This is a genomic window from Saccharopolyspora aridisoli, from assembly GCF_004348445.1.
Taxonomy (GTDB): Bacteria; Actinomycetota; Actinomycetes; order Mycobacteriales; family Pseudonocardiaceae; genus Saccharopolyspora; species Saccharopolyspora aridisoli.
This window is the reverse complement of sequence record NZ_SMKV01000010.1, coordinates 102,121-126,669: the sequence shown is the minus strand read 5'-3', so window position 1 is coordinate 126,669 and position 24,549 is coordinate 102,121. Positions and strand designations below refer to the sequence as shown.

Genomic DNA, 24,549 nt, shown 5'->3' with positions numbered 1-24,549 from the left:
CGGTTCTCCGGTGAAGGCAGTCGCAACGCCGTGCATCGGTTGCGGCTGCTGGAACCGGAGAACCGCTGCGCTTTCCGCTCGGCGGGCGACCGCGACCCGGCTCCGCGCGGATCGGCGCGCGGACGTTCTCGTCCACGAACCGTGCCCTCGTTGTCGTCGGTGACGGTGCTGAGGCGGTGGTGGGCGCGGAGTCGGCGTCGAGGGGTTCGTCTCCTGCTCCCAGCACGACGAGCCGGAGGCCCAGGGCGTGTCCGGACCTGCCGCCGCCCATGACGATGGCGTCGCAGTCGTTCACAGGGCACCTCTCATCGACCGACGCCCTCGCGGCGGGTGTGGGTGGGGTGGTCGTTGGACCAGGTCAGTCGTCGTCGCAGCTGCGGCGGCGTTCGAGGAAGACGGTGTCGCGCCAGACGCCGTGGTGGTGGGCGATGCGTTCGCGCACCCCGACGGTGCGGAATCCGGCGGAGCAGTGCAGGGCGATGCTGGCCCGGTTCTCGGGGAAGGTGGAGGTCTGCAGCGTCCACAAGCCCCCGGCGTCGGCGGCCGTGACCAGCTTGTGCAGCAAGGATTTTCCGACGCCACGGCCTCGGAAGTCCTCGCTGACGTAGACCGACGTTTCAGCCACGCCCGAGTAGCAGTCCCGGGTGGACACGGGAGTCGCGGCGGCCCACCCGGCGACCTGCCCGTCGACCTCGGCGACCCACCGGTGGTCCGGCAGCCACTTGGCCTCCAGCGACTTGCGGGGCGGGACGTCGGTTTCGAAAGTGGCGTGGCCGGTGGCGATGCCTTCGGCGTAGATGCGACGCACGTCCGTCCAGTCGCCGGGTTCCAGCTGGCGGACGGTGACGTCCTCGGGGAGGTCGTCGGGGCAGCAGGGGCGGGCCACGACACCCATGACCGCGTCGGCGGCGTGCGGCAAGCCGGTGCAGCAGGCGGTGTTGACCGAGACGAAGGTGGTGGTGCGTTTCTTGGTCAGCAGCACGAACCCGACGTCGGCGAGCTTGCGCACGTGGTGGGAGCAGGTGGACTGGCTGATGCCGAGCTGTTCGGTCAAGGTGCCCACGCTGATCGTGCCGGCCGCCGCCACCGCGTGCAGCAGGCGGACGCGGGTGGGTTCGGCCAGGCACGCGAACCACTCGGCGTAGGTGGCCGCATCCTCTGCGGGCAGCAGTCCGGTCTCAGGAGCCGTCGTCGTCATGCCATGAGTATCGACGCACATCGATGGTTGCGTCAATCGATCCGCGTCGATACAGTTGAGACAACTTCATCGAAGATGATCGATGTAAAGGGGAGTGCCGTGGACGAGTTGCCGGTTGTCGTGGTGGGTGCGGGCCCGGTGGGTCTGGCGGCTGCGTCAGAAGTTTTCGAGCGGGGCTTGAAGCCCTTGGTGCTGGAGGCGGGGCCGGAGGTCGGCTCCGCGGTGCGGGAGTGGTCGCACGTCCGGTTGTTCTCGCAGTGGGCGGAGTTGATCGACCCGGCTGCGGCGCGGTTGCTGGAGCGCGAGGGATGGCACGCGCCGGATCCGGCGGCGTACCCGGCCGGTGCGGATTGGGTCGAGCAGTACCTGCAGCCGCTGGCGGCTGCGCTGGGGGAGCGGGTGCGCTTCGGTGCCCGGGTGGTGGGCGTGGCTCGCCGCGGGCGGGACCGGGTCGTGGATGCCGGGCGGGCGTCCGAGCCGTTGACGGTGCACGTCGAGACGGCCGACGGCGAGGAGAGGATCGCGGCTCAGGCGGTCATCGATGCCTCCGGGACGTGGCGGAGCCCTAACCCCCTGGGCGGCGACGGGCTCCCGGCCGCCGGAGAGCTCGCTGCACGGGACAGGATCAGCTACCAGGTGCCCGACGTCTCCGATGGCCAGGTCCGGGCTCGGTTCGCGGGCAAGCGCATCGCGGTCGCCGGTAGTGGGCATTCGGCCCTCACCGCGTTGGTGGCCTTCGCCGGACTGGCCGAGGAGGTGGCTGGCACGGAGATCGTGTGGGTGCTGCGCCGGGGCCGCTCGGGGGATGTGTTCGGTGGCGGTGAAGCCGACCAGCTGCCCGAGCGCGGGGCGCTGGGGTTGCGCGCCAAGCAAGCGGTCGAAGCCGGACACGTTCGCACGATGACGGGTTTTCGCACCGCAGCGGTCGAGGCCGATGGGGACGGTCGCTTGGTTCTGACCTCGTTCGAGGGGGACAAGAGCGCGCCCGTCGACGAGGTCGTGGTGCTGACCGGGTTCCGTCCGGATCTGTCCTGGCTCTCGGAAGTCCGGTTGGACCTGGACCCGGTGCTGCAGGCGCCGACCGCCCTGGCGCCGTTGATCGATCCGAACGTGCACTCCTGCGGCACCGTCTACCCGCACGGAGCCAAGGAGCTGGCACATCCGGAACCGGGGGTGTTCGTGGTCGGGATGAAGAGCTACGGCCGGGCGCCGACGTTCCTGGCGATGACAGGCTACGAGCAGGTCCGCAGCGTAACCGCCGCGATCGCCGGCGACACCGAATCCGCCGAGCGGGTGGAGCTCGTCCTGCCGGAGACCGGGGTGTGCGGCGGGGCCGGGCTGTTCGACGAGCCCGAGGCAGAGCAGGGTGGCGGATGCTGCGCCGCGCCGCAGCAGGCAGTCGAGCTCGCAGCGCCGGGAGCCGCTGAGCGCTGACCGGCACGCACTCGTGGGCCTGGCCGTCGTGGTCGGCGTCGTCACGATTCCCCTACCCGCTGGGCTGCGGCAGGCCACCTGCCAAGGCGTCGGAGAGGTGCCGGCGGAGTTGCCGGTGATCGACGGGCTCGTTGTCGCAGCGACACCGTTGTGCGAGGCCTGTGCTCGATGCAGGGCTGGATCCTCCGGAGACATGCGGGTAGCGTGATCTGCGGTGTGCCGGGAAGTCTGGTCGGCGTGACGTAGCCGGTTCTTGGGACGGAGCACACCGACATGGGATCTACCTCCTCGATCGCTCACCTCCGTCGCGCCGTGTTCGCCCGGCACTCGAACGCCTGGAGTGCGTGGACACGATGGGCGACGACCCCTTTGGTCCTGGTTCCGGTGTGGACGCGCCGGTGGCCGCACGCGGCGGTTGTGGCTGCGTGGTTCGCGCTCAACCCGGTCGTGTTCCCCAAGCCAGCAGATCAGCGAGCATGGGCAACGAGAGCCATGCTCGGCGAGGAACTGTGGATCGTTGACCGCCCCAAAGACGTAGCGCTGGCCATCAACGCGATCGCAACCGGAGCAGGTGTGGTGGCGCTCGTAGCGGCTCGCCGTCGAAACCTGTGGATCGCGAGCGCTGCAACGGCCGCCCAGATGTTGCTCTTGCTGCTCTACTGGGAACGCATGGCTCGCTACTTCGATGCCCGTAGCCCCGCCGAGGAACGTTGAGCGAGCATCTACCGGACCAGCGCGGGGCCGCAGGCCGTCTTTCGCCGGTGTCGCGAACAACTCGCCCAATGGCGGCTTCCGGATGCCCGCCGCGTCTTGACGGTGCGCGGAGGCCTTGCGCATGCGGTTGCTGCGGCGTCTTTTTCGGTTGACACCTGAGGTGCGAGGCTTCGGCCTCGCTTCGGAGTGTCGTCGTGTCCCCGCCATTTTCGTGATGATGTGGTCGCTGTGCCGTTCACGATGGACGGTGATCTCACATCTCACTGCCAACGCACCGAACATGCAGTGGTCGTCCGACATCCACCATCGACATCTGGCTCAGCAACCTCCGCGCGTAGCCTGGAGAACTCGTCCCGGGTGAGCAGAAGACCATTTTTGGGAGAACGAGCCGACGTTGAACGGACCGGCACCGGTGCTGATCATGAACGCGTTGCACGGTCCGGCGAAGCGGCTACGCCTGAGCGACCAATGTGGACAATCAGGTGAGAACGCCGAGCTGTTGACCTACGGTGATCAATTCGGAAGCAGCCTGGCGGGACAGTGGTGTGAAGCGTGGGCTGGAGTGCGCTGTAGGGACCAGCTCAGGTATTCGTCGCACGTGTTACCACGGGCGGTCTCCTCTGGGTCCGAACGAGGCCGTGTTGGGATCGGTGATCGCTCGCGCGGCGTCGATCATCACCGCATGTAGTTCAACAAGAGGGTCAGCGCTACGGACAGCACCACCGAAATGAGGACCATGGTCAGACAGCCGACCGCACCACCAACCGGCTTGATCTCCACATTGCGAAATCGCATTCTCGACCTCCGATGTAGTGCCGAGGCGGTGCGGTCGGCTGTCCGTACTCACGCGCCAGGCCCGCGCCCCGCGCTCGGCCGTTCGCTGCTCTGTTGCTGGCGTCGCATCAGCCCTGCGAGGCCGGCCAGACCGAGCAAGCCGAACAGGCCCCAGTACTGATCGTTGTCGTCCTTCTGCTGCTCTGGTTGCTCTTGAACGGGGGCAAGACCGCTCGCGGCTGTGGCTGAGGGTGTTGCCGCGTCGAAGCCCAGACCCGGCGCAGCCGTCAAGCCGACTGCGAGAGCCGCTGCCGCTACCGTACGAGCCAGTCGTTTCATTTGAATACCCCTTTCGTGTCGTGCTCTTGCCCTTTCGTCCACGAGGTTTGGTTCCAAGTGGAAGGGATCGACTCCGATTCGCTCGTTGCGGGTGGGCGGAGTCGGCCGCCCGGTTCGAATACCTCTCCCACAGCTGTTTGCGGTTCTAGCGATGTTTTCCCTTCGAACGGGGTTTCGTAACCCTTGCGCAGCCACCGCGAACTGCTTTCAAAGCGGCGGCTCCGCTTACGCCAGGTTTGCCACGAACTGGCTTCTTAAACCCTCAGCCGACGATATCGCTCGGCGACAGGGTGAAGCGCGGTTCGTCGAGGCGAAAGGCGCGCCGTCACTCGGACGGGCGTCGGTGTCCGATGTGCACCTGCGGAACAGGGCGCTGACGACGGCCGGAGGTGTAACGCCCGTCCCTGCAGGGCAACCCGAGGACATGTGGTGTTCCGGTGCCGGTGCTGTGATGGGCGGGGTCTTCGGGGCTGCCGCCCGGCTGAGGCGTGGCAAACCACTGCACCCGCACGGCACGGTGTACGAAGCCGTGCTGCGCCGAGCGGGGGCGCCGCAGCCGTGGGCTGTGGAATGGCTGGACGAAGCCGGCGAGGATCACGGGTTGGTCCGCATCTCCCGGTCGATGGGCCTCCCCCAGCTCTTGCCGGACGTGTACGGTCTCGCGTTCACGTTCAGCGGGCCGTCAGGCGACCGCCACGACCTACTGCTCGCCACTACTGGTCTGCGGCCAGGCCTGCGGTATTTCCTGCTGCCCCAACGAGATCCGTTCTCGGGGACGTATGGATCCCTGCTGCCCTACAGGGCAGCGCACGGGTTGGTCTTGTTCGCTGCCGTGCCGTTGGCTACGGACGACTCGGTTGCGAGCTTCCGGCTGCTCGCCGCCACGCCGACTGGACGGTGGCGGCCATTCGGCAGGTTGGACCTCACAGGCCGCACCGGGGCGACGGCCGACCAGCCCATCCGCTTCGACCCGGTCATCCACGTCCTGCCGGGACTCGCGTGGCCGCCTGCGTTGGAGCGGCTTCGCGAACCCGCGTACGCGGCCGCGCGCCGAGCGTGAGCGCCGCTCCACCTCCCGTGACAGCATCTGCGACCAGGGTGTCCGTTCTGCTGCGTCGCGCACTCCCGGGGCGTCCACAAGGGAAGCGCACCATCCGGTGACGGCCCCCGTTGGGGATCTGCTGCGCGGGTGGGGAAGTGCTCAACGTGCGGCCTGCTCGTAGCAGCTGAGTTCGAAGCCGGAGAACACCGTGGTGACGCCGTCGTGAGCGGAGGTTCGCCCGGACGGCCCGTCGGGCCGAACGTACCGCGCGCTTGGGAGCGCGCCGCCAGCGGCGGTCCCCGTCCGTTCAGCACGTGGATCGCCTACCGGCGCCCGCAAGGCACCCGCTACCTGTGGGAGTCCCGGCACTCCCGCGAGGGTTCCGGCCCGGTCACCGCCGCGGGGCGGGTCGCGTCACCGCGGTTGGGCGACCTGGCGGACCGGGAGTACCGCCGGGTCCGCCGAGTCACCCCTGACCGACGGCAGTCTCGACCCCATCGATCGGGTGTTCTGGGCCAGCTGGAGAACGAGCATATGCCGGTTTCGCGCTCGCCCGGGACGAGACGAACCCCGAGGAGTCGCTCGAGCGCCTCACTGCCGCGTTCGAGTGGTGCGAGGCGGCCGGTCGGCGGGTGCGGATGGTGGAAGTCAGGCGTCGACCACTGTTTCGGCCGGTTGGGGTGCTTGGCGGCCGAACGGCGTCATGATGGCGACGTTGAACCAGCCGAGGAAGGCACCGAGCAGTCCGCCCAGCACCGCCGGGACCGAGGTGATCAGCGGCAGCAGCACGCTGTCGGCGGGCAGTGAGAGGCCGCCGAAATTCGTGTAGGTCCCGATGAAGTACGTGGCCAGTCCCATGGACAGGCCGTTGAAGAAGGGGAGGCTCCCGGTGTCCTTCGCGAACGGCAGCAGCTGCATGATGTAGATGAGCGGGATCAGGGCCACCGGAAGGCCGATGAACCACGAGACGTCGCCGCTCGAGAAGATCGCGGCGTCGCCCACGACCATGCCGACGAGCAGCGTGAAGATCAGCGCGATCGCCGCGCTGACGACGCCGCTCAGGAATGACGGGACGACGACGCGGAGCACCGTCGGCTTCGCGCCCAGGGCGAAGTACTCCGCCCACACGATGAACGCCAGCCACAACGGCAGTGACCACGGGCCCAGCCACAGGCCGAAAGGCAGGGCGACAGCGACGGTCACCGGCACGGCAACCCACAGGGGAATGGATCTCATTGCTGCTCCTCTCGAGGATCGGCTTCCTTGACCAATCTCGTGGCTCGCACTCAGCCGGACCTGGCTTGCACGTCACTGTTCGTGAACGGGCGGGTACCGGGTGAGCGGCGTCGGTCGGGCAGCGAGGCGTTGGTAGCCGGTCGAGAAGCCGTCGAACAGGTCGCTGCCAGAATTCCACCCGTGGGCTCGGTGCGCATTCGCGCGTACGACGAAAGTGGCGTTGTTGTAAAACCTCTCGTGCTGCAATGTCGAGAGATGAATCCAGACCCGAACGTGCTCCATGCGGGTTCTGATAGCGGGGCTCGTTGTTCCGTGTTCACGTGGCGGATCGCTGGATGTGCCGGACGGGATCGGTGGCGTCCGTGTTCTGGTGGTCGGTGAGGTTCGACGGCAGCATGTACGTTCCGCCTCCGGAGAGCTCCCGCAGTGTTGGGATGACCTTGGGGTGGCGCTGCTGTGTCTTCAAGACCTGGCTGGAGCGAACAGCGCTGGATCTCGAAGACCCTTCTCGTACTGGTAGCCCGGTACCTCTATCGCGCTGGTCAGGCACCTCCACCATGCCGACCCGGCGGTGAACCGAGCGTGTTGCGACTTGGGGGAGTCCGGTCGTGATGTCGATACCGGTGATGCGTGGAGCGTCGCGAGAAATTCATGTTAACCATCGAGGCGAGAAGTTGCACTGGTAGTTCAACTACTGGTGCACGGGCGTGCCATGGCCGCGGCGTTCGCTCGAGTCCGGTTACTTTCTGAAGCCGACTTGCTCGCGTCTGTGACACATTAGGGTGAATCTAGGTACTCAAACACGTAGAAACCGCGAGGCAATATCACGCTTTGTGCTGAATTGTGGTTGCGTGATTCCCGAACGTGCGAATGAAGTTAAAGGTCCCGAGAACAACGATCATACCGGTGGCCAAGCTCCGGCAGCGCGGCGCTCCCGGGAGAGGGGCGCGCCGTACCTGACCGCGATCCGCAACAAGCTCCCCGAAACGGGTGCCCGTGCATCGTGGAGGCGTGCGGCGCAGGCCGGTGGGGCAGCTGCTGCTGTCGGCGTGATCGGTCTGTTGGTTGGCTGCGGCAGCTCCGGCGAATCGGAGTCGAAGGTGCACGATGCCGCGCTGCAAGCTCCTATCCCAGCCCCACCGGCGCCGCAGCAGCAGGCCGACCCGGGCACGCCCGAGCCGCTGGCAGGCGCGCCAGCCGCCCCTGATCAGCTACCGGCGGCTGCTCCGCCCGCGCCCGAAACGCAGGCCGAGCCCGAAGCGCCGCTGGGTCCGCCGGTCGAGGGGATCGACGTGTCCAACCACAACGGGGACATCGATTGGAGCCAGGTCGCAGCCGAGGGCAAGAAGTTCACCTTCGTGCTGGCAACCGACGGCACCAGCTTCACGAACCCGCGCTATGGCGAGCAGTACCACGGAGCCAAGGAAGCCGGCCTGATCGCGGGTGCCTACCACTTCGCCAGGCCCGGCTCCTCCTCGGCCGAGGAGCAGGCCGAGCGGTTCTTGAACACGGCTGAGTACCAAGCTGACGGCAAGACCCTCCCGCCCGTGCTGGACTTGGAGGTCGATCCGAAGGCCGGCGGTTGCTACGGGCTGAACGTCGACCAGATGCAGCAGTGGACCAAGACTTTCAACGAGAAGGTCAAGGACCGAACCGGCAAGGACGCGATCATCTACGCCAACCCGTCGTTCTGGCGGGAGTGCATGGGTAGTACGGACTCCTTCGGGAACCACGCGCTGTGGCTGGCTTCCTACGATGTCGACAACCCGGCCGTGCCCAGCGGTTTCGGCGACTGGGACTTCTGGCAGTACACCAGCAAGGGCAAGGTCGCCGGCATCAACACCAACACGGACCTCAACCAGTACAAGGAAGGTCTCGCTCGCCTGGAGCGTTTGGCGCGCTGAGGTCACAACGACTGCACCGCACGATGAGGAGCTCCGCGGGTAGCGGGCCGCTGGAAACGCAGGCGGCCCGCTACCTCGTGCGCTCGGGGGTCCGCTGCGGGTGTAGGAGTTCTGGTGCGTCACTGGTTCAGCGTTCTGCCACCACGATCGTTCCAGTGATGCCGAGCCGCGGGGCTTCCCGAGGTGCGGCGGAACCTGGACTGGGCATCGGCTGCAGCGCGATCGCCGTGCCCATCGCCGAGGGCTGTTCGATCCACCCTCGGCCCACGCTCCGCCGCGATAATCTCAACTCGTGAGCGAGCGCCCGTTTTCGGCGTCGGCGACTCTTCGCACGCCGGTGACTCCTCCGCCGGTCATGGGTAGTTCATCCTGGTCGACATCGACGTCGAATAGTTCCGGACGACCTTGCGCTCGGTCGTGTCCGTCGGCGAAGGGGCGCGAATCCCTCCTCCGGAACTGAGCTCGCCCCCGAGACGTGCTCGACCGCCTTGATCTCGTGCCCTTGTGCGAGGTGGGGCAACAAGCATCGGAGTCCCGGTATCGCGCATGTGCGAGGTGTTCGGCGGTTTGCCGATCAGTGAGGTCGCAATTCCTGCGAAACCCCCCGGTCGTTGCACGTGTGCCGGAAACGGGTCGGACAGGGAGCGAATACCAGGCCTCGCCGACCGCGCACAGCACGAACTGGTGCCGACCGAGGTGGAGGCGCCGATCTGCGAGGTTCGAAGGGGTCGTCGCTGGGTGCCCGAGCGATCGACCACGAGCTCGGCTAGTGCGGTCTCGGCGGCGCGGAGGACCACGCGTCGAAGCCTGATGCGCAGCGGACTGGGTACGAGCGCGAGCAACATCAGACTCGCAACTCGAAATCGTCGGTGTTGTTCAGCTTGGCTGATGACCGCGACTGCACCTGGTGACTCGAATCGATGATCCACTCCGGATGCTGATCCCCGCGGTGGTGGTCGTCGCGGATGGCCGTGCGGTGTGAGGCGTTCACCGGAGCGACGGACGTTCTGAGAACCGGTATCACTCGCGTTCGCGGGAGATGGTGTCTTCGTGGATGTGCTGTGCCTCTTCCCAATACTCGCCGGCGTGCCGCATAGCTGAAGCGAGAACTGCGGTCATGCCTTCGAGATCTCCGATCGCGCGATCAAGAGCTTCGTGGGGGCGGTCGCGCAGCGCTTCCTGGTACAGGTGATCTCGGTCCACCTGGTCGAGCTTGCTGGTCAACTCGTCGGCCAGGTGGTGCAAGGACCCCAGCACTCCGAGCAACGCCGCGCCGAACGGTGGCCAATCCAGTTGAGCAAGATCAGTGCTCGCGCATTTTCTCGCGGCCCGGTCGAGCGCGTCCCGGGCGGCGTACATTTCTTCGAGAGGATGTTGAGCCATGGCTCCTGCCTCTGCCAAGTCGATCAGGCAAAATTCCTATCGTCAGCGGCGAGGCCGAATCGGGGCCGCCGCCACTTGCGCCGGCTCGCACCTCAGTGAGTCCCACGAGCAGCACGGCTCCCGGTGTCACCGGGCTCTGGGGTGACTACAGCATGCTAGCGCGTGCACGCTGGTCATGCAGGCGCTCGGCGTCGTCCGCTGTGGTTCACCGAGTGCAGTACCGGGTCGCGCAACCGGTCGCGACGTGTCGCTGCCTCAGGTAGCGGGTAGCCGAGAGCTGGCCAATGCGCGAGAAGGGAAGAATCATGAGCGGGACAACCACAGGCAGTTCAACGAACAAGTCGCCCGCACGGATCGCCGCAACAGTCGTCGCGGGAGTCTTCTTGCTCGTCGGCATTCTTGGATTCATCCCCGGGGTCACAACCGAATATGAGGGGATGACATTCGCCGGTCACCAATCCACCGCGATGTTGCTCGGCATCTTCCACGTATCGATCTTGCACAACATCGTGCACCTCCTGTTCGGCCTCGTCGGCCTCGCGCTCGCCCGAACCGCCGGCGGCGCGATCTCGTTCCTCGTCGGGGGAGGCGTCATATACCTGGTGCTGTGGATCTACGGCCTCATCGTCGACATGGACAGTGCGGCCAACTTCGTCCCGTTGAACACGGCGGACAATTGGCTGCACCTCATCCTGGGCCTCGGGATGCTGGCACTGGGCGCGCTGGTCTGGCAGGCGGGCAGCCGCCACCGCTCGACGAGCGGCCACGAGGGCACCTCCGGAAGGGGCACCAGCGACTGAGGCCGTCTCGTCGTTGACTGATCTGTTCCCGCGGGGATCGCGGCGCACGGTGAGGGCAAGCTCTGCGGCGCCTGAGGCGAGAGACCAGGCTCGTCCCTTCTGGGCCGCGACGTCATCGTGCGAGCTGGTCGACAGCCAAGGCGAAGAGCCACGGGTTCTTGGCAGCGGTCGGCACGATCCGCCGAGCGAGTGAGGGTTGCCGCCGTGCCCACAGCAGGGCTTCGGTCAGCCATCGTGACCGCCGTGAAGTCCGCTTCCAGGCGTGCTCGTAGTCGGAGGGCCTATCCATCCTGATGCAGCGCACGAGCTCTGCCGCGGTGACCAGGGACACCGCTAGTCCTTCTCCGGTGAGGGCGTCCACGTAGCCGGCCGCGTCCCCCACGAGCAGGACGCGGCCCGCGACGCGGTTGGATGCGCGCTGGCGCAACGGGCCGGCACCACGGACGGAGCTGATCGGTTCCGCATTCGCGATTCGTGCCGCCAGGTCTGGGAAGGCGGAGAGTTGCTGCGTGAACCCGCCACGGACGGATGAGAGGATCGCGACCCCGACGGTGTCCGGTCCGACCGGCGTCACGTACGCCTCGGATTGCGACGCCCAGGTCACCTCGACCGTGTCGGTGAACGGAACGAGGGCGTAGTGGCGGCGCAAACCCCAACGTGGGAACCGCGTGGTGCATGCCGTGCTGATCTCTGCCAGTCCGGCGAGTTCGCGGACCGTGGAATGCAGCCCATCGGCCGCGACGAGGTATCGCGCTCGCAGCCCCTCTGCGCGGACGTGATCGCTGTGTTGGGAGACGTTGTCGATCGGCAACGCCAGTATCGGTACGCCGTGCCGTTCTACCGCGGAGCGCAGGGAGTTGTGCAGTGCTGTGCGTCGTACCCCTCTGCCGGTCCCGGTGCGGAACGCAGCCCGGGCGACCGTCGAGCCTTGCCGATAGGTGATGCCTTCGATGGTGTGGCCGGGCGGGTCGACCCCGAGCGCGCCGAGTGCGCGGACGGCGCCAGGCATCAAGCCTTCTCCACAAGCTTTGTCGATCACGCCGGGGCGCTTCTCGCACACGACGACGTCCAAGCCAGCGCGTGCGCACCCCAGCGCGACGGCGAGGCCGGCGGGGCCACCACCAGCGACCACGACGTCGTGAAGATGACTAAGCACGCGCCGACCTCAACGCTTCGTCCTCCACACGCACCCGAACTGAGAGCAGCGTCGCGTTCAACGCGGTGAAGGTGACAGCTGTCAGCCACGCGCCGTGGACGAGCGGCAGGGCGAATCCTTCGACGGTCACCGCGAGGTAGTTCGGGTGGGGTAGGAGGCGGTAGGGGCCTTCGGTGACCAGGGGGAGGCCTGGGACCAGCACGATGCGGGTGTTCCACCGGTATCCGAGGACGCGGATGCACCACCACCGCAGTGCCTGTGACGCGACGACCAGAGCGAGCATCGGCCAGCCCAGCAAGCCCGAAAAACCCCGGGCAGTCAGCCATACTTCGATCACGCAGCCGACCAGAAGCCCGGTGTGCAGCGCGACCATGAAGGGGTAGTGCGCGGATCCGGTCTCCTGCCCACCGTGGGACAAGCTCCACGCCAAGTTGCGCTTGGCGACCGCCAACTCGGCCATTCGCTCTGCTGCGACCAGGCCCACCAGGACCGTGTACCAGGCTTCGGTCACCACCGCAGGAGCACCAGCTCTGAGCAGAACCCCGGCCCCATCGCCATCAGCACACCCCAATCACCCGGGGACGCGGGTCGGGAAGTGATCGTGTCAGCGAGGACGTGCAGCACCGAGGATGACGACACGTTGCCGATCCGGTGCAGGGAGCGCCACGTCATCGCCAGGTCGTCCTCGTCGAGTCCCAACACCGACTGGACGGCCTCGATGACCTTCGGCCCGCCGGGGTGGCAGATCCAGCGAGCGATGTCCTCGACCTCGAGGCCGTGCGGGGCCAGCAGCTGTTCGACGTCCTGTGCCAGGTGCTTGCGCACGAGATCAGGCACTTCCGCTCCCAGCACCACCTTCAGGCCCGAGTCACCGACGTCCCACCCCATGGCACGCTGGCTGTTCTCGTAGAGGTGGCTCACGGAGTCCACTACGCGTGGTCCCGTCACCTCGGCCTCATGGTCGCCTCCCACCGCGATGAGTGCGGCAGCACCGTCGCCGAACAGTCCTGCCGCGACCATGTTGGCGGGGCTGCGATCGTTGCGTTGGACGGTGAGGGAGCAGAGCTCGACCGACACCAGCATCGCCACTGAACTAGGCCAGCCACGCAGGAAGTCGTGCAACCGCGCGATCCCCGCTGCGCCCGCTAGGCAGCCAAGTCCCACCACCGGCACCCTTTTGACGTCCGGACGCATCCCGATGCGTGCCGCGATCCGCGCGTCGAGGGAGGGGACCGCGATTCCGGTGACCGTCGTCGACAACACGAGGTCCACGTCCGCGGCGCTGAACCCAGAGGCTTCAAGAGCGCCGAGCGCGGCATCGCATCCGAGATCCACTGCTGCTGAGAGGTAAGCGTCGTTCGCCGCGGTGAAACCATCCAGCGCGTCGTACTGCTCGATGGGCAGCGCCAGGTGCCGGGTGGCGACACGTGCGCTGGTGTGAATTCGGCTCGCCACAGCTCGCGCAGTCCGGTCTGGGAGGCACAACCGGCCGAACAGCTCGGTCAGCTGTGCTTGTGGATACCGATGAGGCGGGAGCGTTCCGTGCACGGCCGAAATGGTTGTCACCGTTTCCACGGTACGACTTCCGCATACAATCGCCAGATGACCCGTTCCGCAGCGGGATCCAACGGTGCTGGACGTTGCGCACCGACCAAGCGACGCTGGCAGGTATTGGCGCTAGGTCTCATGAGCGCCTCGCACCCGGGCCCGGGACTCACGGTGACATCATTGGTCGTGGTCTTCGCCGCTGGTGTGGGACTCCCCTTCGGACAGGTGGTGCTGCTCGGCGCAGCAGTGCTGACCGGTCAGTTGTCCATCGGGTGGTCCAACGACTGGATCGACGCCGCGCGAGACCGCTCGATCGGACGAGAGGACAAGCCGGTCGCGGCAGGAATCGTCCCGGTGGCCGGCGTTGGTCTCGCCGCGTCGGCGGCGCTCGGTGCCACGATCGTGTTGTCGTCGCTACTCGGGCTTCGTTCCGCTGCGGCTCTGCTGGTGGGAATCGCGGCGGCGTGGGCGTACAACCTCGGGTTGAAGGCGACGACATGGTCCGGTGCGACCTACCTGCTCGCCTTCGGCGCGCTGCCCGTCGCACCATATGCAGCACTGCCTGGACAACCCTGGCCGCCGTGGTGGGTTCCGGTCGTCAGCGCACTGCTCGGTTTCGGTGCACATGTCGCGAACGCTCTTCCCGACCTGCGGGCGGATGCGAAGACCGGGGTGCGCGGGCTCCCACAGCGGCTGGGCCCACAGAACGGCGTGATCGTCATGGCCGCAGCACTGGTCGCCGCATCGGTGGTCCTCGCCACCGCACCGCAGGTCGCGCCGACCGCGTTCACTGCCACGGCTTCGTCGATCGGGATCGTCCTAGCTGTCGTGACAGCCGCGTTCGCGGTACGGTTCCCGCACAGCCCTACGGCGTTTCGGTGCACTGTGGTGATCGCGGTGCTCGACGTCGTCGTATTGCTCGCGGTCACGAATTGAGTGCTCTGCCCTGAAGCTCGGCCGAGTGTCACCGGAAGAGCATCGTTCTCGTGCCGCGGGTGGCGTTGTTCTGGCACTGCGGCGAGCCCAGACGAAGCACGGCAGTACCTGGATCAGTTTTCCGAGTTCGACGTCGTCATCCGACGCCGCAGCAAGCCGACGCGACCTGCCCGTGTCCGTGTTCCACGCGAGACCGCGGGCGGCGGTCGAGTTTAGGGTTGGTCGTGCCGGGAAAAGCAAGAGGAGAAGCAGTTTCCTTGATCTCATTGGAGGGCACCGTGTTGACCATTCTGCGGAAGAAGGGCGTCACGTCCGACCACATGTTCGCCGCGGGGCTGGCCTCAATCGCTCTGAGCGTGATCAGTTGGGCCGCATCGCTCAACGCGTCGGAGTCGACCGCCCGAGCAGACCGTTGGGGAATCTTCGTGGGTGAATGGGCTCCTAGCTTCTTCGCCTTGGGTGTGGCGCTTCGCGTGGATGAGAACCAGGACATGAAGGGTGGTCGATAGGACGGGTCGGCGTGCGCCTCGCCAGCTCTCACCCATTTCGACGACGCACGCAGCCTTGATCTGGTGCAGATCACGGGGGAGCGCAACAGTGGCATGGCGATCGCGGCCGCCCTGCGGCACGTGACCAGAACACGCGGTATCCGTTCATCCTCCAGAGCCCGGTTCGACCTCCCATGATCGTCGAGCAGGATCCGCATGCCTGAGATCGTGGTCTCTGAACGAACCTGCGGTTCGTCGTGAGCGTGTGCGCGCTACGGCTGAATTCGAGATCACCACAGAACTCATTTGGAGCACCATGTTCTACCACGTGCAAAGAATGATCAACGAGATCGTTCCGGACGAACCAGATCCGGGAGCGGCCAACGCTCTGCAGGAGGGGTTGGGCGGGCAATTCGGCGAAATGCGCACCATGATGCAGTACCTCTTCCAGAGCTTCAACTTCCGAGGCGCCCAAGCCAAACCTTATCGCGACCTGCTGCACGGGATCGGCACGGAGGAGATCAGCCATGTCGAGCTGATCGCCACCACGATCGCTCGCCTGACCGATGGCTCGCCTCGCTACAACGGAACACCCACTGACCTGGACGATCCCGCGGCAGGAGGAGCGACTCCACTGTCGAATGCGCTCTCCGACGGGAACATCCACCACTTCCTGGTTGGCGCGCAGGGCGCGATGCCCGTGGACGCGGTTGGCAACCCGTGGTCTGGTTCGTACGTCTACAACAGCGGGAACCTCGTACTCGACCTCCTGTACAACTTGATGTTGGAGTCGACCGGCCGATTGCAGAAGTGCCGGATCTACGAGATGAGCGCCAACCGCACCTTGCGGTCCACAGTGGCTTACCTGATCGTGCGCGACCAAGCGCACGAGAACGCCTACGCCAAGGCGTTGGAGAGCCTCGGGGTGGACTGGCGGAAGACGCTGCCGATTCCCAAGACATCGGCGGAGAAGTTCCCCGAGGTCGCCACGCTGCTCGAGCGCGGCTTGGAGAACAAGCAGTACACCTTCGACCTCGACCACCTCTCAGAGGCGGGCAAGGTCTTCCGCGGGGCATCGCCCTCGGACCCCGGCAAGTCGTTGGGCACCGCGCAGACGCCCGAAGGGGTGCCGATCGAGATCGCTGATCCGCGTCCAGAGGAGTTCGCCCCCGGACTCGACGGCGAGCTGCTGGAACTCGTGCAGGCCACCGCAGAGCTCGAGCTGGCCGAGGCCGACGAGCCTGTCCGGTACGGCCCCGTCAGCTGATTCGCGGACGACTTCGCAAGCTGACAGGCGGGTACCGAACCGGACCAACGAGGAGAACGAGGAGGGAAAATGGGGTCAGTAGCCCACTACCTGGAAGTGCGAGCGCCCGCCGAGCAGTGCTATCAGTGGTGGCGCCCGCTCACCCACGTTCCGGAGATCTTCCCCGACGTGCAACGGGTGGAACCGCGAAGCGCTGAAGCCGACACGACGCATTGGGTGGTTTCCGGGCCCGCGGGCAGGAAGGTCGAGTGGGACGCGCGGATCGTCGAGGACGAGCCAGGTCGCAAAATCGCGTGGAAATCAGTCGAGCAGGACACTGAGAAGTCCAACACCGTTTCCACCGCGGGGGCGGTTCGTTTCGACGACCACGGAGACAGCACCGGGGTAGAGGTGAGCTTGCAGTACGACGCGCCGGGGGGCGGAGTGGGCGAGGCGGTGGCCACGCTGTTCGCGGACCCTCAGCAGAAGGTCGAGCGGGCTCTCGACTCCTTCAAGGAACTCATGGAGAACAACAAGCAAGGGCGTTGAGGCGCGTTGAGGACTAGGGGGCGGGACCGGCCTCCGAGCGTGCTTGACGTCCAGAGCATGCCAGCTCAGGCGGCAGTGTCGAGCATGCCGTCCGCGGGGTCTTCGTGGCCGCCCGGTTGTTGATCCGGCTGCTGGCGAGCCGGCCACGCGGCCGCGGTTCGAGCAGTGGTCCAGTTTGGTGGCCCGCCCGTGGTCGTGTCGCCGCCTCTCACCGAACGGGGCAGTGAGAGGCGTTGGACGGGCGAGTCTTGGTGGCCCGGGCGCGCACCCCGGCTCCGCGAGCCGGAGGCACCACCCGGACCGTGTCGCCGCGAAGTGGACTGGTCCCCTCAGGTGTACCGGTCCAGCGGTCCCCAATCTCGGTGGTGGTTTTTGATCAAAGCCCGTGCTTCCTGCAGGGCATGTTCGGCCACCCAGGCGATCGCCCGCTCGCAGCGAACGAGTGGTTCGTTGTCAGGACCCCGTGCGACCTCCACGCCTCGCAGCAGCCATGCTCGTACGTCGGGCTCTGGGCGGCGCTCGCGCAGGTGTTCGTAGTCGTAGAGCCTTCGCGCGACCCACAGCCGCAGTGATCGGTCGCCCCACCACGACTCGACCTGCAACGGGTTCGCCGAGAGCCCCGGGAGCTCGACGCCGGTGAGCTCGTCACTGCTCGTAGAGCCCGCGTCGATCGCTGGCCCGCGCGACCAGCGCACGTAGAGCCCCATTCCCCGCGCTTCGAGCAGGACGGCCTCGACCAGTTGGTCGAGATCGCGCACCACCGGAAGCTCTTCGTGCTCGTGGTTCATCCTAGGTGGTTACCCGTCTCTGCTGCGGCACAAAGCGCCTGCTCGACGGCCAAGGCCGTGGGAGCCCGGAGGAACGTGCGGCGGGGCGAGCGCCGAACGCCCATCACAGGCGCCTCCGGCTCGTCCCGAAGGCGCATTGCTCGTCGTGCACGCGGGAGGCCCGTCCGGTGAGTTCGCGCAGCGTCCTCGACGAGTTCCTCCGCGCCGGTCCCCATCCTCATGAACTCGAGCTCGACGATCGTTTCCAGCGGCGAACTTCCGACCGATCGCCCGATCGAGCTTCATCGTCCAGTCGTTCGACTTCGATCGCGGCGGCTTTGACCGGGTAGAGCGGAAGCCCAGGACACGCGTGATGACAAAGAAAATTGCCGTGCAACACGCCCACGATGCCCTCGCAGGCCTCATTCCCGCGCGCTACGCATTTCCCCCTCATCCACCGATTCCCAAGGCGCCGGGCACGGCCCCGACTCCGGATCGGCACCACACCGGGGGCCAAGGGCTCCCACCCACGGCGACGGTGGCACTCGCCGCGCATCCTCGTGAGCACTTCGAGGAGCCCATGTTTCAAACCGGGTTCGCGGTGGGTAGTGAATGACGATGTGGCTGCTCAGTTCGCCAGGGGTGTACCGGCCGCAGGGCGACACCTACCTGCTCGAGGACGTCCTGAGGCGAACGGGTGTGTGTGCCGGTTCGCACGTGCTTGACGTAGGAACGGGCACGGGTGCGCTCGCAGTGGCCGCAGCGCGGTGCGGTGCCAGAAGCGTGACCGCGATCGATGTTTCCGCACGCGCCGTGCTCACAGCTCGGGTCAACGCGCGGATCAGGGGGCTTGCCGTCGAGGTGCAGCGGGTTGAGTCGCTCGCGGTGCTGGCCTCGCGCAAGTTCGACCTCGTGCTCTCCAATCCCCCTTACGTCCCTTCGTCAACCTCCGCTCCGCCACAACGCGGCGCTGCGCGCGCATGGGAGGCGGGACACGACGGCCGCGCGGTGTTGGACGTGTTGTGTTCCGAAGCACCAGGCATGCTCAGTGCGCGCGGCCAGTTGCTCCTCGTGCAATCGTGCTTGTCCGATGTCGACAAGACGGTGACCGGTCTACAAAGATCGGGCTTGGAAGTGTCGATCGTCGCGCGCCGGTGCCAGCCGTTCGGGCCGGTGCTGCGGCAACGAGTGCGCTACCTCGAGGAACGAGGGCTCATCGAGCTTGGCCAGCGCACCGAGGAGTTGGTGGTGGTCCGCGGTGTCAGAGCTCCATCCTGACAAGGCGGACCGTGTGCCGCGTTCGGGTGGTACCTCGACGCGCCCGCTCTACCGACGAGATGGTCGAGGTGAGAACAGCGAGTGACGGGCTCAGGGAGAGCGGAGGGTTCTGCTGCTCGCGGTCTTCTTTCCAGCTCCCAGCTCCGACCGGACAGGTCGGTGCGGGCCGGAAGCCGCTCGGGGGTTGATCCAAGCGCGGCACAGGAGCACGAGCAGCAAGATCTCCACTGGTGCGGAGCCGTAGTACATGAGCTCGCCGCCGGCCTGCGCCTGTTCGGCGCTCACGCCCTCGGGAGGCGCGGCGTAGACGGTCTTCGCCAGGACGTTGTGCGCGGCCACGGCCACCACCAACGTCGTTGCGCGCCAGGCGGCGTGAGAGCGGTGCGGCGCGGGGTCGGGGCCACCGAGGACGGCGAAGGTGAACACGAAGCCGGCCGCCAGCACGTGGAAGTGGACTGCGGCGTGCACCCACGCTTCTGCCTGCATCGCCGCGTACACGCTGGTTCGGTAGAGGACCCACAGACCGCCGATGTTGAGCAGCGCTGCGATCGCGGGTCGGGTCAGCACCCTCATCGGCGTCGAGCCCATGCAGCGGGCCAAGGGCCGAGCCGCGCTCACCGGTAGCACCCGCAAGGCGAGGGTGACGGGCGCCGCCAGAACCATCAGCAGGGGAGCGAGCATTCCGAGCAGGATGTGTCCGGTCATGTGGATGACGAAGTCGTGGTGGGCGCGCTCCGCGAACGGCCCCACCAGGGTTCCTGCGGCGCACGACCACCCAGCAGCCCACAACGCCGAGCGGTGTGTCGGCCACTGGACGCCGCGGTTCCGCAGCATCGCGGTCGCGATCGCATGTCCTAGGACGGCCGTGCCCGACACGAGCACGACCAGGTATTCGCCGATGCTCATCAGCACCGCACCGGGATGGGATGATCACGCATCGACAGCGCTTCCTAGCGTGCTGGGTCCTCGCGGTGGCGGAGCCATATCTGGACCCACCACGCGATCCCGGCCAGTAGCAGGACGGCAGCGATGGCGTTCCACGCGAGGTCGTAGGGCGTCAAGTCCACCCCGTAACGGATCTGGTGCAGGTTCAGGAGCTTGTGCTGGACGAGGCCGTCGTAGAGTTGGAAGAACCCGGCTCCGGTCAGCCAGCCAGCCGCGAAGGCCGCGAAGCGGAAGGCACGTTCGCGGCGCAGTGAGGCGACCACGAGCAGGGAGGCGACGGTCGCGAACCAGCTGAACGCGTGGAAGAGGCCGTCAGAGACCAAGCCGACGCCGCTGGTCGAACGGTCGTAGAAGTGGTGCCAATGCAGCAGCTGGTGGAAGACCACTTCGTCGATGAAAGCCACTGCGCCCAGACCCAGCAGAACTCCCGCGAGCACGTTGCGGCCGTGAGGCGTTCGCCGGATGGCGTCGGGCGCGCGTGCCTTCACGTCTCCGCCTCCTCGTCGAGCTCCGGGGCCTGCTGCAGGACCACTGGCTCAATGGTTACCCCCGTGGTTGTTCGCGTAACCGCGAGTGCTGATCGGTGGGGGTCTGTGCTCAGCGGGCGACGCGGACGGGCGCCGGCATGGAACAGCGGGAGTTCGGGGGACCGGCTAACGCGTCCACCGCAGGCTCGTGACGCCGGCCAGTTCTTCACCGGGGAAGCACCGAAGCGCCGAACGCGAGGCACCACGTGGTTTGGGAATCGGTGCGGCGGGGGAATCGACTGCTGGAGCGTCGGTGCGCGGAAGAAGGGTGCTGTGACACGTGAGTTCCCCATGGTTGCAAGCGCGGCACGCCGAGCACCCCCCGCTGCGCGAGGCGCAGTCGTTCGATGTCGCGGTGATCGGCGGTGGCATCGCGGGGATGACCACCGCCTTGCTGCTCAAGCGGACCGGGGCGACGGTCGCCGTGCTCGAGGCCGACCGCGTCGCCTCCGGTGCGACGGGCCACAACACGGCCAAGGCGACCGCGCTGCAATCGACGATGTACTCCACGATCCGACGGCACCGCGGTACCGAGGCCGCACAGGTCTACGCCGCCGCGAGCGCTGCGGGGGTCGAGGAGATCGCGAGGCTGGCCGGACCCTCCGAAGCCCAGCGCAGACCCGCCTACACCTTCGCGGTCGACGAGAGCGGTGCGCAGGCGGTGGAACAGGAGATCGACGCGGCGCGGGAAGCGGGCTTGCCTGTGGTCGCCGACGAACTCTCCGAACTCCCGTTCCCGGTCACCGCTGCTGCCAGACTCGACGACCAGATCGAGTTCGATCCAGTGCGCCACACCCGCGCCCTGGCGGGGCAGGTGGATGGCGAGGGGTGCGCCGTCTTCGAACGCACCAGAGCGCTCCGGCTGACCGAGGGTTCGCCGTGCCAGATCGACACCGACGGCGGCACGCTGACGGCCGACCGCGTCGTGGTGGCCACGCACGCTCCGGTCTGGGATCGCGGGTTGTACTTCGCGAGGCTGGAGGTGCAGCGGTCGTACTGCATCGCAGCACGGCTTCGCGAAGAGCCACCACGGGGCTTGTCGATCACCGCCGGGGAACCGATCCGCTCGCTGCGCCCGCGTGGCGACCAGCTCGTTGTCTGCGGCGAAGGGCACGAGACCGGCAAGCACGCAAGCGGCGACGACCCCTACTCGCGGCTGGAAGCATTCGCCCGCGAGCACTGGTCGGTCGCCGACATCACGCACCGGTGGTCGGCGCAGGACCTGGTTCCGACCGACCGCTTCCCGATGGTCGGTCGGTACTTGCCGCGATCGTCGCGGCTGTTCGTGGCTACGGGTTTCATGAAGTGGGGGCTCACCGGCGGGACCTTCGCCGGGAAGGTTCTCGCCGACCTGCTGAACTCCGATGAGAACCCATGGTCGGAAGCCCTCTCCCCAGCACGGCTGTCACCGGGGTCGTCGTGGCTGCACCTGGCGCGGCACAACCTCAGTGCTGGCGCGGACTTCGTCGCCGACCGGCTCGCGCCCGCGACGGCGACCGATGTGCGAGAGCTGCGGCCCGGTACCGCAGCGGTCATCCGGGAAGGCGCGGACCGCACTGGCGTCTACCGCGACGAAGAGGGCTTGCTGCACTGCGTCTCGATGCGCTGCACGCACCTCGGATGCCTGGTGCGCTTCAACAGCGCGGAGACCACCTGGGACTGCCCTTGCCACGGAAGCCGCTTCGCGGTGGATGGCACGGTCCTGGAAGGCCCCGCGGTCAGACCGCTACCGGCCAAACCGCCGCCCCGGCCACCCGGCTGAACAACCGGCGGGGTCGTGAGGAGTTAGATCTCGCGCCGGTGTTCGGTGTCGCACGACGGGTGGTCCTGCGGACGACACTGCAAGGCTGGTGTGGAACACCAGCTCGGTCCGCTTCTCCTCCGCCTCGAGGCGACCGGTGCCCGGCGCGCGGACATGCGCGCGGGCCACGCCCGGAACGGTGAACTTCTTAGCCGGGGCCACACCTGCTAACCCGGAAGCGATGCGATCGCAACGAGGGTAGGCAGAGCCTCGTCGAAGCCGACCTCACCGGCGTCGGCAGCAGGTGCACGACCGGCCGGACCTAACCCCCTTCGCAGTCGAGGAACCGCGCAAGCCGCGCTTCCAGATCGTCACTGGCGTTCGGCAGTCGAAAAGCAGGTGCCGTGAACGTGCCAGGGCTCCTGCCGCGGACCGCGTCCCGCAGGAAGGTCTGCACGGTCCGCGGGTCCGGCAGGATGTCCTCGCCCAAGTAGGCCAGCGGAGTCGTATCGCCCGTCCCGCTCGTCTCGACCCGCAGCGCCCACCCAGCCACCTCGTCCCAAGTGAGCAGGAGGGGGCAATCCACCAGCGTCGGCACACGCGAGTTCACCATGACGATTACCGTGGCCAATCCACCGTCGACATCGACGTCCACCTCGTCGACCTCGTCGGTCATGTCGTCCGCAACGCGGCGGACGTAGTTGACCAGACCGCCGACCGCAGGGCTAGCCGTATCCATCGAGTACCCCCAAACAACGAGTTCGTTCATCCACCTCGTGCCCCGTGCTCCAAAGAAGGCCGACGGACTTCATCCCGGTTACCTCGCCCGCGGAAGCGGGAAACGCCCCCTGAAGGGTGAAACCAACCATCGGTCGCCCAAGTTGCGACGTGCCCGCGGCGAAGACGGAGGCCTGCCGCTCCGCCGAGGCCAGCTACGCGGAGGAAACGGCGGTGTGGCCGTCGGTCACCGAGTGACGGTGCGGAATCGCTCGAGCGACGCGATGCCTAGCGTGGGTCGCGGACGTTGACCGCTCCTCCGACCGGGCGGTGACTCGGCGAGCTGAACGAATCCGAGCGCCACTGCGGAGGAGGGCGCTGAGCCGGCGCGGACAGCGCTCGTCCCCGACTTCGGGATCACCGCGGCCGGAAGTAGGCTCGTTCTCCGTTCCCGCTCTCGATCGAAGTTGCTCACCAGCGGAGCATGGAAGCGGTGCACGCCGTACTACGGTGGCGATCTGCGGCCGTACCTCCGAGTGCGGTCGGAGCCCGGCCACACGTAAGGCAGGTCGTCGGCAACTCCCGTGAAGAACCTGCGGTAGTGGTCGGGATCCTTGCGGAGCAGTGCTGACCGGTGGCTGCGGTGGAAATCGGGATCACCCAGCCACGGCGGTAGTTCTGCGGCTTTCGCCAGCTCTTCCTGCGATCGCACGGCGGTCAACCCGGTCGCTGTCTTCCAGTCCTCGCGTATGCTCAGTTCGCAAGTGTCGGGTCTGCCCGTTCTCGTCCAAACACCGCACATCGTGATGCCGTAGCAGCTCAACGCCTCCTCGTACCCCGCCCACATCGCCACTACCGGGTGGTGCTGCCAGCCGTAACCGACGATGGTCAGCGCACGGAGCACCTGCAATGCCTCGACGCGTTGCTTTCCGAGCCGACGAGCATCGAGCACCTCGGCCGAGTCGGCGAAATCCGGGTAGGGCAGGAACGTTTGCATACCTGCGGTGTGCCCGGTGCGCCTCGCTGACAATCCTCTGCCACCGCACGTACCCCTGGACGAATACTCCGCTGCGCGCTGCGTCTGCACGGCGGCCCACCGGAGTGGTGCGGACAGCGCTGCTCGGCAGCGGTCCTCCCGCCGAGCCAGAGGCGCTTCCATCACGTCGCACACGCGATCGTCGGCGCTCGCGGATGTCCGCTCCGTGGTGGCTGAGAGGCGAGTAGGGCACGGGGCAGCGGAACGTCCCGGCCAGGGCCTCGGCGTCGCCAGGGCGGTCAAGGCCGGCCGCTGGCGGAGGCCGGGAAGCGGGGCCACACCTGTGAGGCGACCTCGTCGTGCAGGTCTTCGAGCTCGGCGAGCTGCTGCTGGGCGCGATCGAGCAGCGTTCGCAGGTGCCGCGGGTCGAGGTCGGGTTCTCGCTCGGCAGCCGAGAGGAGGGTGCGCCAGCAGGCAATCTTGCCCTGCACTCCGATCTGGAGGGCTTCGACCTCGATCAGCGCGCTCAGCGGGGAACGCCGGAGCACCCCTGCGTTCGGCTTGAACCGGCCCGCCTTCTCGCCCAGCCACGCCGCGAAGATCTTGAAGTGCGCCCTTTTGGCACCGAGCGCGGCCATGATCTCCCGCAGGCTTCGGCGATCGGCGCGGATCTCCTCGGCCAGCGCCCTGACGCGTGCCGAGACGTCGGGCGCTCGACGCCGGTTGGCACGCGCGGCGCGAAAGGCCAGCTCGACGCCAACGGTAGCACCGGCGAGGTGGTCGTTGAGGTAGATCGACAGCAACTTCCGCCGTGAGACGTTCGCCGGGGATGCTTCCATGATCGAGCCCTT

General features: G+C 67.1%; 25 protein-coding genes. 10 read left to right on the top strand and 15 right to left on the bottom strand.

Annotation, left to right across the window (positions count from 1 at the left end; genetic code table 11):
* Positions 1 to 358 precede the first annotated feature (358 nt).
* On the bottom strand, positions 359 to 1,198 hold the full coding sequence (locus E1161_RS10735; RefSeq protein WP_132622184.1) for a helix-turn-helix domain-containing GNAT family N-acetyltransferase: 840 nt from the start codon (positions 1,196 to 1,198) through the stop codon (positions 359 to 361).
* A 99-nt stretch (positions 1,199 to 1,297) separates the two neighbouring features.
* Here E1161_RS10735 and E1161_RS10730 point away from each other — a divergent pair, with 99 nt between their 5' ends.
* Together E1161_RS10730 and E1161_RS28510 are read left to right on the top strand one after the other, a co-directional pair.
* Positions 1,298 to 2,632 (top strand): FAD-dependent oxidoreductase, encoded by a 1,335-nt coding sequence (locus tag E1161_RS10730; protein ID WP_207920176.1) that lies wholly within the window; start codon positions 1,298 to 1,300, stop codon positions 2,630 to 2,632.
* A 273-nt stretch (positions 2,633 to 2,905) separates the two neighbouring features.
* On the top strand, positions 2,906 to 3,346 hold the full coding sequence (locus E1161_RS28510; RefSeq protein ID WP_328591244.1) for a DUF6653 family protein: 441 nt from the start codon (positions 2,906 to 2,908) through the stop codon (positions 3,344 to 3,346).
* 843 nt (positions 3,347 to 4,189) lie between these two features.
* Here E1161_RS28510 and E1161_RS28660 read toward each other — a convergent pair.
* Positions 4,190 to 4,459: a WGxxGxxG family protein gene (locus tag E1161_RS28660; RefSeq protein WP_408011977.1), complete on the bottom strand. Its 270-nt coding sequence runs from the start codon at positions 4,457 to 4,459 to the stop codon at positions 4,190 to 4,192.
* 424 nt (positions 4,460 to 4,883) lie between these two features.
* On the opposite strand from E1161_RS28660, the gene E1161_RS10720 reads away from it, so the two are divergent.
* Positions 4,884 to 5,519, top strand: a complete 636-nt coding sequence (locus tag E1161_RS10720) for a hypothetical protein (RefSeq protein ID WP_132622178.1) — start codon at positions 4,884 to 4,886, stop codon at positions 5,517 to 5,519.
* Positions 5,520 to 6,149: 630 nt separating this feature from the next.
* Here the strand turns inward: E1161_RS10720 and E1161_RS10715 are convergent.
* Both E1161_RS10715 and E1161_RS27115 read right to left on the bottom strand, forming a co-directional pair.
* A complete protein-coding gene (locus E1161_RS10715) occupies positions 6,150 to 6,737 on the bottom strand; it encodes a DUF1097 domain-containing protein (RefSeq protein ID WP_132622176.1) in 588 nt (195 codons plus the stop codon).
* A 316-nt stretch (positions 6,738 to 7,053) separates the two neighbouring features.
* Complete coding sequence (locus E1161_RS27115) at positions 7,054 to 7,203, bottom strand: hypothetical protein (protein ID WP_165939750.1); 150 nt, start codon at positions 7,201 to 7,203, stop codon at positions 7,054 to 7,056.
* Between the two features lie 583 nt (positions 7,204 to 7,786).
* Here E1161_RS27115 and E1161_RS10710 point away from each other — a divergent pair.
* Positions 7,787 to 8,641, top strand: coding sequence for a GH25 family lysozyme (locus tag E1161_RS10710; RefSeq protein ID WP_235874931.1), 855 nt, complete (start codon positions 7,787 to 7,789; stop codon positions 8,639 to 8,641).
* Between the two features lie 1,020 nt (positions 8,642 to 9,661).
* Here the strand turns inward: E1161_RS10710 and E1161_RS10705 are convergent.
* Positions 9,662 to 10,024 carry a hypothetical protein gene (locus E1161_RS10705; RefSeq protein WP_132622174.1) on the bottom strand — a complete coding sequence of 121 codons (363 nt, stop codon included), beginning with the start codon at positions 10,022 to 10,024 and terminating at the stop codon, positions 9,662 to 9,664.
* Between the two features lie 305 nt (positions 10,025 to 10,329).
* Here E1161_RS10705 and E1161_RS10700 point away from each other — a divergent pair, with 305 nt between their 5' ends.
* Positions 10,330 to 10,824, top strand: a complete 495-nt coding sequence (locus E1161_RS10700) for a DUF4383 domain-containing protein (protein WP_132622172.1) — start codon at positions 10,330 to 10,332, stop codon at positions 10,822 to 10,824.
* A gap of 112 nt (positions 10,825 to 10,936) precedes the next feature.
* Here the strand turns inward: E1161_RS10700 and E1161_RS10695 are convergent, their stop codons facing one another.
* The 3 genes from E1161_RS10695 to E1161_RS10685 are packed head-to-tail and all read right to left on the bottom strand — an operon-like array spanning position 10,937 to position 13,528.
* The gene (locus tag E1161_RS10695) at positions 10,937 to 11,956 is read right to left on the bottom strand and encodes an NAD(P)/FAD-dependent oxidoreductase (RefSeq protein WP_235874939.1); all 1,020 of its coding nucleotides are present in this window, start codon (positions 11,954 to 11,956) and stop codon (positions 10,937 to 10,939) included.
* Positions 11,957 to 11,972: 16 nt separating this feature from the next.
* A complete protein-coding gene (locus E1161_RS10690) occupies positions 11,973 to 12,491 on the bottom strand; it encodes an isoprenylcysteine carboxyl methyltransferase family protein (protein WP_235874930.1) in 519 nt (172 codons plus the stop codon).
* On the bottom strand, positions 12,488 to 13,528 hold the full coding sequence (locus E1161_RS10685) for a type III polyketide synthase (RefSeq protein ID WP_235874938.1): 1,041 nt from the start codon (positions 13,526 to 13,528) through the stop codon (positions 12,488 to 12,490). The genes E1161_RS10690 and E1161_RS10685 overlap by 4 nt, the downstream gene beginning before the upstream one ends.
* On the opposite strand from E1161_RS10685, the gene E1161_RS10680 reads away from it, so the two are divergent.
* Positions 13,505 to 14,464, top strand: coding sequence for a UbiA family prenyltransferase (locus E1161_RS10680; RefSeq protein WP_132622166.1), 960 nt, complete (start codon positions 13,505 to 13,507; stop codon positions 14,462 to 14,464). The genes E1161_RS10685 and E1161_RS10680 overlap by 24 nt on opposite strands.
* A 136-nt stretch (positions 14,465 to 14,600) precedes the next feature.
* Here E1161_RS10680 and E1161_RS27560 read toward each other — a convergent pair whose 3' ends face one another.
* Entirely contained in the window at positions 14,601 to 15,170 is a 570-nt protein-coding gene (locus E1161_RS27560) for a hypothetical protein (RefSeq protein WP_207920174.1), read from the bottom strand.
* A 98-nt stretch (positions 15,171 to 15,268) separates the two neighbouring features.
* Here E1161_RS27560 and E1161_RS10670 point away from each other — a divergent pair, with 98 nt between their 5' ends.
* Entirely contained in the window at positions 15,269 to 16,219 is a 951-nt protein-coding gene (locus E1161_RS10670) for a manganese catalase family protein (protein ID WP_132622162.1), read from the top strand.
* Between the two features lie 69 nt (positions 16,220 to 16,288).
* Positions 16,289 to 16,747 (top strand): SRPBCC family protein, encoded by a 459-nt coding sequence (locus tag E1161_RS10665; protein WP_132622161.1) that lies wholly within the window; start codon positions 16,289 to 16,291, stop codon positions 16,745 to 16,747.
* Between the two features lie 329 nt (positions 16,748 to 17,076).
* Here E1161_RS10665 and E1161_RS10660 read toward each other — a convergent pair whose 3' ends face one another.
* On the bottom strand, positions 17,077 to 17,535 hold the full coding sequence (locus E1161_RS10660) for a DUF6098 family protein (protein ID WP_132622159.1): 459 nt from the start codon (positions 17,533 to 17,535) through the stop codon (positions 17,077 to 17,079).
* A 597-nt stretch (positions 17,536 to 18,132) separates the two neighbouring features.
* Here E1161_RS10660 and E1161_RS10655 point away from each other — a divergent pair.
* Positions 18,133 to 18,792, top strand: a complete 660-nt coding sequence (locus E1161_RS10655) for a HemK2/MTQ2 family protein methyltransferase (RefSeq protein WP_132622279.1) — start codon at positions 18,133 to 18,135, stop codon at positions 18,790 to 18,792.
* A 90-nt stretch (positions 18,793 to 18,882) separates the two neighbouring features.
* Here E1161_RS10655 and E1161_RS10650 read toward each other — a convergent pair whose 3' ends face one another.
* Together E1161_RS10650 and E1161_RS10645 are read right to left on the bottom strand one after the other, a co-directional pair.
* Positions 18,883 to 19,698 (bottom strand): cytochrome c oxidase assembly protein, encoded by an 816-nt coding sequence (locus tag E1161_RS10650; protein ID WP_132622157.1) that lies wholly within the window; start codon positions 19,696 to 19,698, stop codon positions 18,883 to 18,885.
* A gap of 44 nt (positions 19,699 to 19,742) precedes the next feature.
* Positions 19,743 to 20,225 carry a DUF2243 domain-containing protein gene (locus E1161_RS10645; protein ID WP_132622155.1) on the bottom strand — a complete coding sequence of 161 codons (483 nt, stop codon included), beginning with the start codon at positions 20,223 to 20,225 and terminating at the stop codon, positions 19,743 to 19,745.
* Between the two features lie 319 nt (positions 20,226 to 20,544).
* Between E1161_RS10645 and E1161_RS10640 the strand changes: the two genes are divergently transcribed.
* A complete protein-coding gene (locus tag E1161_RS10640) occupies positions 20,545 to 22,026 on the top strand; it encodes an FAD-dependent oxidoreductase (protein ID WP_132622153.1) in 1,482 nt (493 codons plus the stop codon).
* 301 nt (positions 22,027 to 22,327) lie between these two features.
* On the opposite strand, the gene E1161_RS10635 is transcribed toward E1161_RS10640, so the two are convergent.
* The 3 genes from E1161_RS10635 to E1161_RS10625 form a co-directional block, all read right to left on the bottom strand.
* Positions 22,328 to 22,744, bottom strand: a complete 417-nt coding sequence (locus tag E1161_RS10635; protein ID WP_132622278.1) for a DUF6292 family protein — start codon at positions 22,742 to 22,744, stop codon at positions 22,328 to 22,330.
* 483 nt (positions 22,745 to 23,227) lie between these two features.
* Positions 23,228 to 23,719, bottom strand: coding sequence for an MSMEG_6728 family protein (locus E1161_RS10630; RefSeq protein ID WP_132622151.1), 492 nt, complete (start codon positions 23,717 to 23,719; stop codon positions 23,228 to 23,230).
* A gap of 278 nt (positions 23,720 to 23,997) precedes the next feature.
* Positions 23,998 to 24,537, bottom strand: coding sequence for a hypothetical protein (locus E1161_RS10625; protein ID WP_132622149.1), 540 nt, complete (start codon positions 24,535 to 24,537; stop codon positions 23,998 to 24,000).
* Positions 24,538 to 24,549 lie beyond the last annotated feature (12 nt).